General features: G+C 63.7%; 12 protein-coding genes and 1 pseudogene. 8 read left to right on the top strand and 5 right to left on the bottom strand.

The annotated features are described in order from the left end of the window. The 4 genes and pseudogenes from tbpA to EN884_RS08315 all read left to right on the top strand — a co-directional run. Positions 1 to 143, top strand: a pseudogene (tbpA, locus tag EN884_RS39415) (thiamine ABC transporter substrate-binding protein); the annotation flags it as partial. Positions 144 to 151: 8 nt separating this feature from the next. Beyond that, on the top strand, positions 152 to 1,777 hold the full coding sequence (gene thiP / locus EN884_RS08325; RefSeq protein ID WP_024502936.1) for a thiamine/thiamine pyrophosphate ABC transporter permease: 1,626 nt from the start codon (positions 152 to 154) through the stop codon (positions 1,775 to 1,777). Further along, positions 1,770 to 2,561 (top strand): thiamine ABC transporter ATP-binding protein, encoded by a 792-nt coding sequence (gene thiQ, locus EN884_RS08320; protein WP_063169190.1) that lies wholly within the window; start codon positions 1,770 to 1,772, stop codon positions 2,559 to 2,561. The genes thiP and thiQ overlap by 8 nt, the downstream gene beginning before the upstream one ends. Positions 2,562 to 2,819: 258 nt before the next feature. Continuing rightward, complete coding sequence (locus EN884_RS08315) at positions 2,820 to 4,289, top strand: M48 family metalloprotease (RefSeq protein ID WP_024502938.1); 1,470 nt, start codon at positions 2,820 to 2,822, stop codon at positions 4,287 to 4,289. 24 nt (positions 4,290 to 4,313) lie between these two features. On the opposite strand, the gene EN884_RS08310 is transcribed toward EN884_RS08315, so the two are convergent. Continuing rightward, positions 4,314 to 5,177: an RNA polymerase factor sigma-32 gene (locus EN884_RS08310; protein ID WP_013529172.1), complete on the bottom strand. Its 864-nt coding sequence runs from the start codon at positions 5,175 to 5,177 to the stop codon at positions 4,314 to 4,316. 322 nt (positions 5,178 to 5,499) lie between these two features. Here EN884_RS08310 and EN884_RS08305 point away from each other — a divergent pair, with 322 nt between their 5' ends. From EN884_RS08305 to EN884_RS08295, 3 genes are all read left to right on the top strand, one after another. Beyond that, a complete protein-coding gene (locus EN884_RS08305) occupies positions 5,500 to 6,273 on the top strand; it encodes an amino acid ABC transporter substrate-binding protein (protein WP_013529173.1) in 774 nt (257 codons plus the stop codon). A gap of 127 nt (positions 6,274 to 6,400) precedes the next feature. After that, on the top strand, positions 6,401 to 7,081 hold the full coding sequence (locus EN884_RS08300) for an amino acid ABC transporter permease (RefSeq protein WP_013529174.1): 681 nt from the start codon (positions 6,401 to 6,403) through the stop codon (positions 7,079 to 7,081). Continuing rightward, complete coding sequence (locus EN884_RS08295; RefSeq protein ID WP_013529175.1) at positions 7,078 to 7,848, top strand: amino acid ABC transporter ATP-binding protein; 771 nt, start codon at positions 7,078 to 7,080, stop codon at positions 7,846 to 7,848. Before EN884_RS08300 ends, EN884_RS08295 begins: the two co-directional genes overlap by 4 nt. Before the next feature lie 181 nt (positions 7,849 to 8,029). On the opposite strand, the gene EN884_RS08290 is transcribed toward EN884_RS08295, so the two are convergent. Continuing rightward, a complete protein-coding gene (locus EN884_RS08290) occupies positions 8,030 to 8,641 on the bottom strand; it encodes a LysE family translocator (RefSeq protein WP_024502939.1) in 612 nt (203 codons plus the stop codon). Between the two features lie 157 nt (positions 8,642 to 8,798). Then, a complete protein-coding gene (locus EN884_RS08285) occupies positions 8,799 to 9,458 on the bottom strand; it encodes a response regulator transcription factor (protein WP_063169189.1) in 660 nt (219 codons plus the stop codon). A gap of 130 nt (positions 9,459 to 9,588) precedes the next feature. On the opposite strand from EN884_RS08285, the gene EN884_RS08280 reads away from it, so the two are divergent. After that, positions 9,589 to 11,358: an ATP-binding protein gene (locus tag EN884_RS08280; protein WP_063169188.1), complete on the top strand. Its 1,770-nt coding sequence runs from the start codon at positions 9,589 to 9,591 to the stop codon at positions 11,356 to 11,358. Between the two features lie 165 nt (positions 11,359 to 11,523). Here the strand turns inward: EN884_RS08280 and EN884_RS08275 are convergent, their stop codons facing one another. Both EN884_RS08275 and EN884_RS08270 read right to left on the bottom strand, forming a co-directional pair. Beyond that, positions 11,524 to 12,105 (bottom strand): CarD family transcriptional regulator, encoded by a 582-nt coding sequence (locus tag EN884_RS08275; protein ID WP_013529179.1) that lies wholly within the window; start codon positions 12,103 to 12,105, stop codon positions 11,524 to 11,526. A 367-nt stretch (positions 12,106 to 12,472) separates the two neighbouring features. Continuing rightward, positions 12,473 to 12,608, bottom strand: a 136-nt coding sequence (locus tag EN884_RS08270) for a DUF3470 domain-containing protein (protein ID WP_128360525.1), incomplete at its 5' end; no start/stop codon positions are given.

Genomic DNA, 12,608 nt, shown 5'->3' with positions numbered 1-12,608 from the left:
CGGCAGGCAAGACCGACAAGCCGCTCAATCCGGCCTTCGACAAACTGGTCAAGCCGACGAAGACCTTGCTGTTCAGCCCGCAAGAGGTCGCCGCCAACCGCAAGGCCTGGGTCGATGAATGGCTGGCGGCGATGAGCAAATAGGCAGCGCGATGGCGCCGGCGCATTCCACGGATTCCCGCGTCAGTGCCGGCATTGTCGCGCTCGCTGCAATCGCGCTGCTGATCGGCGGCGCGTTTGCCGGCCTGCTTTTCGAGGGCGCCCATGATTTCTCGGGCGCCTGGGCAGCCTTCGATCCCTATCTGCTTCGCGTCATTCGCTTCACGCTCTGGCAAGCGGTCCTGTCGACGCTGCTTTCGGTCATCCCGGGGCTGTTTGTGGCGCGCGCTCTGTCGCGGCATCCACGTTTCTTCGGCCGCGCCTTCATCCTGCAGATCTTCGCCGTGCCGTTGGCGCTGCCGGCCATCGTTGCAGCGCTCGGCATCCTGGCGCTTTATGGCCGTGCCGGCTACTTCGCCGGCGTGCTTGCCGTTATCGGCGGCGGAAGCTGGCCGGGCATCTATGGCCTGTCCGGCATTCTCGTCGCCCATGTCTTCTTCAACCTGCCGCTGGCGACGCGGCTGTTCCTCGAGGCGCTGCAGACCATACCGGCCGACCAATGGCGGCTGGCGAGCCAACTCGGCATGGCGGCCCGGCCGGCGTTCCGGCTGATCGAATGGCCAACGCTGCGCGCCGCACTGCCCGGCGTCGCCGGGCTTGTGTTCATGCTCTGCATCACATCCTTCACGATCGTGCTGACGCTCGGCGGCGGGCCGGCCGCGACGACGCTTGAGGTCGGCATCTACCAGGCGCTGCGCTTCGATTTCGATCCCGCACGGGCCGTTGCACTGACGCTGCTGCAGATCGCCTTGACCTTTATCGTGGTGCTGGCACTGACGCGGCTAGGCGCCAATGTGGTCGGCGACACCAATTTGCCGGTCGCGCAACGCCGCTATCTCTCGGTCAATCGGAGCGAGACCTGGTTGAACGCGCTACTCATCGTCCTGGCGCTGCTGTTCGTTGTCGGGCCGATGGCGGCAACCGTGATGGCCGGATTGAGTGCCGATCTCGCCCGCTTGGCCGGCGAGGCCACTGTCCGGCAGGCAACGCTGACCAGTGCGGCGCTCGCCTTCCTGTCGGCGCTGCTTTCGGTGATGCTGTCGCTGGCGCTGACCATGGCGCGGCGGGCACTGGCGCTGAACCGCCGTGCCGGCGCAAAGACACTGCTCGAACACGCCACCGATACAGGCGCCGGTTTTGTCCTGGTCGTGCCGCCGATCGTCGTCGGCGCCGGCTGGTTCCTGTTGTTGCGCCATGTCGGCGATGTCTTCGCCATCGCTCCGGTCATGGTCGTCACCGTCAACGCGGTGATGGCGATGCCGTTTGCGCTCCGCGCCGTGCGTCCCGCCTATGATGCAGCGAGCGAGCGTCACGAACGGCTCTGTGCACAGCTCGGCATTGCGGGCTGGAACCGGCTGATGCTGGTCGACTGGCCGTCGCTGCGGCGACCGCTCGCCACGGCCTTCGCTTTCGCCATGGCGCTGTCGCTCGGCGATCTCGGTGTCATTGCCTTGTTCGGCAGTGATTCCGTGCAGACATTGCCCTACCTTCTTCTGGCTCGGATGGGCAGCTACCGCACCGAGGATGCCGCCGGCCTCGCACTGCTGCTCGGCCTCGTCTGTCTCGCGTTGATCGTGGCGGCGCACTGGCTGGGAAGGGAGGAGGTCCGTGATGCGTGAAAAGGCGGCCAACGGGCTCGCGAAGGGCGCGCCGGTGCGGCTGGACAAAGTGTCGTTCAGCTATGGCAGCTATGGCGAGGCGCCGCTTGTTTTCGATGTCGAGTTTGCCGCGGCGACGATCACCGCCATCATGGGGCCGAGCGGTTCGGGCAAGTCGACACTGCTCAATCTGGTCGCCGGCTTCGAGACCCCACGGTCGGGCCGCGTGCTGGTCGGCGGTGTCGATGTCAGCGCCGAGCCGGCCTCGGCGCGGCCGGTGTCGATGGTGTTCCAGGAGAACAATCTCTTCGCGCATCTTTCCGTCGAGCAGAATGTCGGGCTCGGCCGCTCGCCATCCCTGCGGCTGACCGAGGCGGACCGCGCTGCGGTCGCCGAGGCGCTTGCGCGCACCGGTCTTGCGGGCAAGGAGAAACGCCTGCCGCGCGAGCTCTCCGGGGGCGAACGCCAGCGCGTCGCCCTGGCCCGCGTGCTGGTGCGCGACCGACCGGTGTTGCTGCTCGACGAGCCCTTCGCTTCGCTCGGACCGGCTTTACGCGACGAGATGCTGGATCTGGTTGCCGCCGTTCATGCCGAACGCGCCATGACAGTGCTGTTCGTCACCCACCAGCCGGAGGATGCACGCCGCATCGGCGAGCATATGGTGTTTGTCGACAATGGGTTGGTCGCCGCCACCGGCAAGGCTGATGATTTCTTCGCCGGGGCTGGTCCGGAGGCGTTCCGGCGCTATATCGGCGCGGGTGCCGGATATTCCACATCACGCGATGTTGCCCGGAAGCGGACATAATTTACGGTCAAACCGGCTCCAGGCGATGTGGCGTTTGCTTGCCATGACCGGGGGAGTGTGGCTAGGTCCGCCCTACCGGTCCGGCACAGGCCGTGATTTGCCTGCAGTATCCGGCGCCCGCCCCTGGGATGGGCCGCGGATACTGCAGCAGTTTGAGATATGGCACGTGAACATTCTGAAGATCGTCCCCGATTTTCAATGTCATGTGCCGGGACCCGAAAGGAAGCCGTTCTGGCGATCGGCGCTAACACATTGGGAATGAAACCGCTGGCGCGCTTTCTCGCGCTGGCCGGCTTTGCCGTGGCGTTGGCAAGCTGCCAGATGTTCACGCCGCCGGAGGTTCAGGAATCCGGCTTCCAGCCTTCCGACAAGCCGATCACGGTGGACAATGTCGGCGCCAACAACAAGCTCGCCGAATTGGCCAGGGCGCAGCATCCGCGCATCCTGGCGACCTATGGCGGCGAATATTCCGATCCCAAGCTCGAGCGCATGGTCGCCAAGGTGGTCGGTAGTTTGACGGTGGTGTCCGCCAACCCGACACAGACCTATCGCATCACCATTTTGAATTCGCCCAATGTCAATGCCTTCGCGCTGCCGGGCGGCTATCTCTACATCACGCGCGGCCTCCTGGCGCTGGCCAATGATTCGGCCGAGCTTGCAGCTGTCATCGCGCATGAGATGGGCCACGTCACCGCCAATCACGGCTTGCAGCGCCAGCAACTCGAGGCAGAGGAAGGCCTGGCGACCAAGGTGGTTTCCGATGTGCTCGGCGACAGCCCGACCGCCAAGGCGGCGTTGATCCGCGGCAAGCTGAGGCTCGCGCAATTCTCGCGCAACCAGGAGCTGGAAGCCGACGCCATCGGCATCAAGTCGATCGGCGAGGCCGGCTACGATCCTTTCGCCGCCGGCCGCTTCCTGCAATCAATGTCGGCCTACACCGATTTCCGCTCGATCAGCGGCGCCACCGACGCCAGCCTCGATTTCCTGGCCACGCACCCCAATACGCCGCAGCGCATCGATCTGGCGCAGCGCCATGCCCGCCAGTTCGGCGCGCCGGGCGTCGGCACGCGCGACCGCGATTCCTTCCTCGCCGGCATAGACGGCCTGCTCTATGGCGACACGCCGGAAGAAGGCTATGTACGCGGCGAAACCTTCCTGCATCCGGGCCTTGGCGTTTCGTTCACGGTACCGGACGGCTTCATCATCGACAATTCGGCGGCAGCGGTGACGGCCACCGGCCCCGGCGACATAGCGATCCGTTTCGATGGCGTGTCGATCGACAAGAACCGGGCGCTGACGGACTATATCCGCAGCGGCTGGGTGGCTGGTCTCGTCGACAGCAGCGTCAGGCAGGAAACCATCAACGGCAACGAGGCAGCGACCGCGCATGCCGGCGCCGAAGGCTGGCAGTTCGACATTGCGGTGATCCGCGCCGGCGGCCAGGTCTACCGGCTGCTGACCGCGGCCCCTTCGGCCAGCACGTCGCTGGACACAATCGCCCGCTCGGTCAGCGGCTCGTTCCGGATCTTGAGTGCCGCCGAAAAGGCGGCGCTGAAGCCGCTGCGCATCCGCGTCGTCACTGTCCAGCCTGGGCAGACGATGGGTTCGCTTTCGGCGCAGATGGTCGGCGTCGACCGTAAGCTCGACCTGTTCCGCGTCCTCAACGCGCTGTCGCCTGGTGCCGCGGTTTCGGCCGGCGACAAGGTCAAGATCGTCACGGACAAGTAGGCACCTGCGGACGCCTGCCGCCGTTCAGGCGGCAGTCGCCATGAACTCCGGATTCTGCTTCACCAACGCGACCTTCAGCTTTTCCATGGCGCGGGCCTCGATCTGGCGGACGCGTTCCTTGGAGATGCCGAGGGTTTCGCCGAGCGCTTCCAGCGTCGCGCCCTCGTCGTTAAGCCGGCGTTCCTCGATGATCCTCAACTCCCGTGCGTTGAGCGCGCGAAGCGCCTCCCTCAGCCAGAGCGAGCGGCGCGCGACATCGATCTTGTCGCCGACGATCTCGTCGGGCAGCGGATCGTCCGAGACCAGGAATTCCATGCGCTCGGTCGAACCCGCATCGTCGGCAACCGGCATGTTGAGTGAGGAGTCGGGAGCCGACAGCCGCGAATCCATCATCGCCACGTCGGCTTCGGAGACGCCGAGTGCTTCCGATACTTCGCGATAGAGCGTTGCGTTTGACAGTGGCTCGGCGCCATTCGCCAGCCGCGCGCGCAGGCGTCGCAGGTTGAAGAACAGCGCCTTCTGCGCCGAGCTGGTGCCGCCACGCACGATCGACCAGTTGCGCAGGATATAGTCCTGCATCGAGGCCCGGATCCACCATGTCGCATAGGTCGAGAACCGCACCTCGCGCTCCGGCTCGAAGCGGGCGGCGGCCTCGAGCAGTCCGACATGACCCTCCTGGACCAGGTCGCCGAGCGGCAGGCCGTAATGGCGGAATTTGGAGGCCATGGAAATGACCAGCCGCATATGCGCGACGGTGATGCTGTGCAGCGCGTTCTGGTCGTTGTCCTCTTTCCAGAGCAATGCAAGCCGATGCTCTTCGTCACGCTCGAGGTAGGGAGCCTTCATCGCCGCGCGGACCATGATCCGTCCTGCCGTGTCTTCCATCATGAGGCGCTCCCTGGGTGGTGCGGATGACTTTGCAAACTTGGCTGGCGCCTGGGTTGAAATGGCGGCGTCGTGCCCTAGAACAGCCAGAACTGCCATGCGCGGGAAAGGTTCCGCGACCGTGGCTGCGGGTATGTGTTGCCTGGCGGACTCCGGGGACTACCCGCGATAGCCGTGATGTCGGCTGGAAAGCGCCAGTTTGAGTATCTGATTTCAGAAACTGATTGTTTTTGGAATTCTGTTCCTTATTTTTTCGACTTGCATCTGTCAGTTTCCAGCGCTCACAATATGCCGGTCGGCCGGCCAAGGACGGGATCACAGAAAAATGAAATGGCTCAAGTCGCTCATCATCGCCGGAACGCTGCAGGCCTTGGCTGTCACCGCAGGCCATGCCGGCGCCAATCTCGACCAGATCAAGCAGGCCGGGGTCATCAAGGTCGGCACGGAAGGCACTTATGCGCCATTCACCTATCATGACACTTCGGGCGCACTGGTCGGCTTCGACGTCGAAATCGCCAAGGCGATCGCCGACAAGCTCGGCGTCAAGGTCGAATTCCTCGAAGGCAAGTGGGACGGGCTGATCGCCGGCCTCGACGCCAATCGCTATGACGCCGTCATCAACGAGGTCGGCATCACCGATGCCCGCAAGGCCAAGTACGACTTCTCCGATCCTTACATCGCCTCCAAGGCGGTGCTGATCGTGCGCGGCGACAACACAGACATCAAGACCTTTGCCGATCTCAAGGGCAAGAAGTCGGCGCAGTCGCTGACCTCGAATTTCGGCAAGCTGGCCGAAACGAACGGCGCCGAGCTGGTCGGCACCGATGGCTTCGACCAATCGATCCAGCTGCTTCTGACAGGCCGTGCCGACGCCACGATCAATGACAGCCTGTCGTTCCTCGACTTCAAGAAGCACAAGCCCGACGCCAATGTGAAGATCGCCGCGCAAGAGGAAAACGCCGACTATTCCGGCGTCATCGTGCGCAAGGGCGATCCGGAGCTGGTCGCGGCGATCAACAAGGCGCTGGCCGACATCAAGGCCGACGGCACCTATAAGAAAATCTCCGACACCTATTTCGGCCAGGACGTTTCGAAGTAATCTATGAGGCGGGCCGCTCCGCGGCCCACAGGACATATCGAGCGGCGAGTCGTCTTTGACGGTCCGCCGCTTTTGTCGTGATATGTCGCGCCTCGACGAAAGCCTCGACTTATTTGGAGGGTCTTACGTGCCGCACTGGCTGCAACTGATGCTGGAGTCGCTGCCTTCGCTGTTGTGGGCGGCGCTGATCTTCACCGTGCCGCTGACGCTGTTGTCCTTCGTCCTTGGGCTGACCGTTGGGTTGGGTGCGGCGCTTGCCCGGCTGTTTGGTCCGAAACCGCTGGTCGCGCTGGTGCGCTTCTATGTCTGGATCTTCCGCGGCACGCCGCTGCTGGTGCAGCTGTTCCTTATCTTCTACGGCCTGCCGTCGGTCGGTATCCTGCTCGACGCCTTCACGGCGGCGTTGATCGGCTTCACGCTCAACATCGGCGCCTACACGTCGGAAATCATCCGCGCGGCCATAGGGTCGGTGCCGAAGGGCCAGTGGGAAGCGGCCTATTCGATCGGCATGACCTGGAGCCAGGCGATGCGGCGCACCATCCTGCCGCAAGCCGGCCGGGTCGCGGTGCCGCCGCTTTCCAACACCTTTATCTCATTGGTCAAGGATACGTCGCTGGCCGCCGCCATCACCGTGCCGGAGATGTTCCAGGCGGCGCAGCGCATCGTCGCCACCACCTATGAGCCGCTGATCCTCTATGTCGAGGCGGCGATCCTCTATCTGGCGCTGAGTTCGGTGCTGTCGGCCTTGCAGACGCGGCTGGAGACCCGGCTCAACCGCTATGGCGGCTTCCTGGAGGCACGCTCATGATCGGCCTCAGCAACATCGAAAAGCGCTTTGGCGACAATCTCGTGTTGAAGGGCGTGACGGTCACCATTGCCGAAGGCAGCGTCACGGCGCTGGTCGGCCCGTCGGGCGGGGGAAAGAGCACCCTGCTGCGCTGTATCAACCTCCTGGAGATCCCGACCTCGGGCACGGTGCGCATCGGCGACGAGACGCTCGAATTCCATCCTGGTGGCAGGGTTCCGGCCAGGGATATCCAGCGCCTGCGGCTGCAGACCGGCATGGTGTTCCAGAACTTCCAGCTGTTTCCGCATCGCACCGCGATCGAGAACGTCATGGAAGGGCTGGTGACGGTGCTGAAATGGGCGCCTGAGAGGGCACGCGAGCGGGCGCTGGCTCTGCTGGAGAAGGTGGGGATGGCGCACAAGGCCGACGCCTGGCCGGCGACGCTGTCGGGCGGCCAGCAGCAGCGCGTGGCGATCGCCCGCGCCTTGGCGCCGTCGCCGAAAGTGCTGCTCTGCGACGAGCCGACCTCGGCACTCGACCCGGAACTGGCGCAAGAGGTGGTCGACGTGCTTGGCAAGCTCGCCAGTGAAGGCACGACCATGGTGATGGCGACGCATGATCTGCGCCTCGCCTCCAAGATCGCCAAGGAAGTGGTGTTCCTCGATGCCGGCGTCGTCGTCGAGAAGGGACCGGCCGCGGTGCTGTTCAACAATCCGGAGCAGCAACGGACGAAGCGGTTCATTGCGACGCTGAAGCAGGAGGCTGAGAAGGAAGGCGGCGGCGGGTAGGCGCGGCCTAGGGTCTGTAGAATTCGGGCGATGGCCCCGAAGGCGCGCCGGTTCCGGTATATCTTGCCGGATGCGCGAGCAGGCCGTCAGCCATCCTTCGGCATATCGGGCCTTGCCGCCAGCAGCCGCTGAAATTTCACCGTCAGATCTCCCTCGAAATCGCGGCTCTTCATTTGCAGGTTCAGATATGATGGCTGACGAGCGCCACGCCAAGTCCGATGAGGATCGAACCGCATGTCTTTGGGATCACCCATCCGGCGCCAGTGAACCGGCCAACGGCGAGCGAGGCGATGCCGACCGCCGCAAGGTCGGCCATCGAGAAGATGAGATTGACGATGATGCCGAGGATGAGGAACTGCAACCCGACGGCCATGCCGGCTGACGGATCCACGAACTGCGGCAGGAAGGTCAGGAAGAACAGTGCCGTCTTGGGATTGAGGATCTCGACGACCATGCTGTCGCGAAATGTGTTCGGGGCCGGCCTGGCACCATCCTCGCCCATCCGGTTCCAGCCCAGGAACATGGCAAGGCCCAGCGAAATGAGATATGCGGCGCCCGCCCATCGGATCACCAAGAAAGCGACCGGCGCGTGTTCCATCAGTGCGGCGAGCCCGACCGCCGCGGCCAGGATGTGCACGTAACAACCAAGATGGACACCCAGTGCCGCCATCAATCCCGCCTGACGGCCATGGGCCAGCGTCTGCGCTGTCATGTAGAGAATCGCCGGTCCTGGCATGCAGGCGAAGGCGAGTGTTGCGAGGGCGAACGGAATCCAGAGATCCAGCGATGGCATGACAGCTCCTCCCATGTGATCAAGCCGTGGGAGGAGTAGGCCGGGGGGCAGGCCGAAAACATACGGCGGATGCCGTATTTGGATGATGATCGGGTTTGGCTAATCTGCCGATGGTTAAGGGGCCGTTGCCGGGTTGCCCATTGTAGCGGCTGCGATATCAGCCGGTGGGCAATCCCAGACGAACCGCGTAGGCGGTCAGTTCGGCGGTGTTGTGGAGACTGAGCTTGCCCATCAGATTTTCGCGATGTTTGCGAGCGGTCGGCAGGCTGATGCCCAGTCGTTCGGCGATGTCGCGCGTGATCATGCCTTGCGCCACCAGTTGAAGGATCTGCCGTTCGCGCCGCGTCAGCGGTACCGGGGACAGGATTTCCTGCGCGGCTATCGGCTCGCTTTCCCTGCCTATATCGCTGACCGCGAAGCGAACGGTTTTCGCCAGATAGGTGCCTCCGTTCTTGACCGCTTCGATGGCAGCGCCGAGTTCCTCGGGATCGCCATCCTTGGTCAGGTAGGCGTTGGCGCCGGCGCTGAGCGCGGCGCGTACTGTCCTCGGCTCGACATTGGCCGTCAGCACCACGATCCGCAGGCGTGGCGCCAAGGTCCTGATGGTGGCGATAAACTGCATCCCGGCCACACCTGGCATGCCGAGGTCGAGGATCAAAAGGTCGGCGCGCGTGCTTCGCAGCTGGCCAAGCAGCGCCTCGCCATCCGCAGCCTCGGCGACGACCGAGACATTGTCCATAGCCGAGATAAGCAACTTCAGCCCCTCGCGCACGATGGCATGGTCGTCGGCGAGTATGGCGGTGAGCGAGCGGTTCATCGGGGCACCATCCAGGGCTGCAGCGGCGTATATGGATCGATCGCCAACTTATGCGAAACAGGTTGCCGGTAGATCAACGGTACCGGGGAAGACCGGCCGGAGAATTACTTGGGACAATTGGAGGGATTCGATGCAGGAAGACAAGATACGCCAGGCCCTGGTCGAACTCCTGTATCGCAATTCCTACGGCGTGGTCATCTCCAACATCGTGATCTCGATGGCGGCGGTCTATGTTCTGAGAACGGCCGTTTCCGCCAATTGGCTGATCGGCTGGCTGGCGGCGCTGTATCTGCTGACGGCTATCCGGGTGCTGGCGTCGCGCCGTTTTTTCAGCCGCTCAAGGGATCGCGGCTCGATCTTGCGCTGGGCATGGCTGGCCACGGCGTTTTCCTGTATGTCGGGCCTTCTGTGGGGGGTGCTTGGCTGGGTCGGCTTTATGCCCGAGGCGCCGATCGTGCTGTCCTTCACGGTCATCGTCCTGACTGGTCTCGTCTGCGGTACGGTGCCGTCGCTGTCGGCCTTTCCGCCGGCGCTGGTCGGTTCCATCCTGGCCACGGTGGTGCCGGTCGCCTTGCGCTGCTTGACCACCCAAAGCGATATTTCCGGCGCCTTCCTGTTCCTGCTCGCATCGCTGGTGGCGATCAATTTCTACTACTGCCGTATCACCTACCGCATGCTGCGCGAAACCGTCAGCCTGCGACTGGAGAACGAAACGCTGGTCGAGCACCTGCAAGAGGAACGCGACAGGGCGCAGACCGCCGACCGTGCCAAGACGCGTTTTCTGGCGGCGGCGAGTCACGATCTGCGCCAACCGATCCATGCCCTGAGCCTGCTGGTCTCGACGCTTGCCATATTGGGGCAGCGCGGCGACGTACCCTCCGGCGAGGCGCGCGATCTGGCCAGCCGGGCGAAATCGGTTGTCAGCAACTTCAGTGGGCTGCTCAACGCTTTGCTCGATATCTCGCGGCTCGATGCGGGCATCGTCACGGTCGCGAGCGAGGCGGTGCCGCTGCGCGACCTCTTTGGTGATCTTCGCAATGAATTCGCCGCCGAGGCAAAACAACGCGGACTTACGTGGCGCGTGGTAGACAGCAGTCTCTACGTCGACAGCGACCCGATGATGTTGAAGCGCATCCTCAACAACCTGATCTCGAATGCCCTTCGCTACACCAAGCAAGGTGGTGTCCTGCTGGGCTGTCGCCGGCGCGGCGCATGTGTGGAGATACAGGTCCTCGACAGCGGCCCCGGCATCCCCGCCGATCAGCAGGGGATGGTCTTCGAGGAGTTCGTGCAGTTGCAGAACCCGGCGCGGGACCGCACGCAAGGCCTGGGACTCGGGCTCGCCATCGTTCGCCGCACCGCCGAGCTGTTGGGGCACCCCCTGAAATTGGCTTCGACGTCCGGGCGCGGTTCCCTGTTTTCCATCACCGTCGCGAAGGCCGGCGCGGTGCAAGCTCGCTTGGAGGTCGACACGACATCGCCGGCCAGCAGTGCCGCCGGCATCATGGTGGTCGAGGACGAGGGCGACGTTCTCGATGCCATGGTGCGCTTGCTCAGCCTGGAGGGACATCGTGTCTATCCCGGCCGCTCCGCCGCAGAGGCGCAGGAGGCCCATACGGCGGCGCTGGCTGCCGGCGATGCGCCGGTCGACCTGATCATCGCAGACTACCGTCTCGAGAATGACACCACCGGCACCGACGCGATCCGTGCGCTTCACGCCCATATCGGCCGGCTTGTCCCGACCATCATCATTACTGGCGATACGTCGCCGGCGCGCCTCAAGGAGATCAGCGCCAGCGGCAGCCGCATCCTGCACAAGCCGATCGCCGACGAGGAATTGCGCGAGACCATTACCGCGGTCTGCTTTGGCGGCAAGGCGATAAGTGGCGACACACGTTAAAACGAAACGCGCGCTCGACGGCTCGGCGCGCCGGCAAGCCGCGATGCAGCACGCTGGTGCGCAGGGCCTACCAACATCGAAGCTGCCGCCCGAAAGCAAAAGAGGCCCCGGTCAAACCGGAGCCTCCAATCGTTTCACGCAGGATTTCTCGAAAGGTGAGAAAGATCAGGCAGCTTCTTCCTGCTCGGCCTCTTCATTGTCGGCCTTGGCGCCACGCTTAGGGCCCTTGTTGAGGTTGACCTCGATTAGGCGCACGGCTTCGGTTTCCGACATGCGGTTGACGGCCGCGATCTCGCGGGCCATGCGGTCGAGCGCCGCCTCGTAGAGCTGACGCTCGGAATAGGACTGCTCCGGCTGGTTGTCGGCGCGGTAGAGGTCACGCACGACTTCCGAGATCGAGATCAGGTCGCCCGAATTGATCTTCGCATCATATTCCTGGGCGCGGCGCGACCACATGGTGCGCTTGACGCGGGCGCGGCCCTGCACGACCTTCAGCGCGCGCTCGACATAATCCTCTTCCGACAGCTTGCGCATGCCGATGGAGGTCGCCTTGGCGACCGGCACCTTCAGGCGCATCTTGTCCTTCGAGAAGTCGATGACGAACAGTTCCAGCTTGTGTCCAGCAACTTCCTGCTCGTCGATCGAGACGATCTGGCCGACGCCATGCGCCGGGTAGACGATGTACTCGCCGGTCTTGAAACCGTGACGCGCAGCGGTGGACTTCTTCTGCGGGGTGATCGTTGCCATTGCGCACTGAACTCCTTGTTGTGGTACCGGCGTCCTGCCGGCCCGAACTCGCGCGATCGGAGAAACCGACCGTTAGCCGCACAACAGATGAACCCATCGGAAAAGCCGGACCGGCAAACCGCAACATCGCGACCGCCTGGCCCAGATCGCTCTGGTCCGAATGGGATTTTCACCTTTCAGTGATTTGGGGCGTCTGCGCCATAAATCGACGTTGTGTCACCGGCATGTTTCGCTGATGTAACACAAAAAGTCGGAAGAATCAAGGTTTTGCTGCATACGCGAAGGCCACAACCCGGCGCCGGCTGTCAAGCCGGTTAATGTGACGTGCCTCTTACCCTGCGTAATACCGGCCTTTCCGGCCGTATTGTCAATCGCCTTCGCCGGGCTCGGCGGAGAAGTATTTCTCGAACTTGCCGGCCTCGCCGTCGAAGGATTTCGCGTCTGCCGGCGGTTCCTTCTTGGCGGTGATGTTGGGCCATTTCTCGGCATATTCGGTATTGACC

The organism is Mesorhizobium sp. M7A.F.Ca.AU.001.01.1.1, from assembly GCF_004022735.1.
GTDB classification, from domain to species: domain Bacteria; phylum Pseudomonadota; class Alphaproteobacteria; order Rhizobiales; family Rhizobiaceae; genus Mesorhizobium; species Mesorhizobium ciceri.
This window is presented reverse-complemented; position numbering and strand designations above follow the sequence as displayed.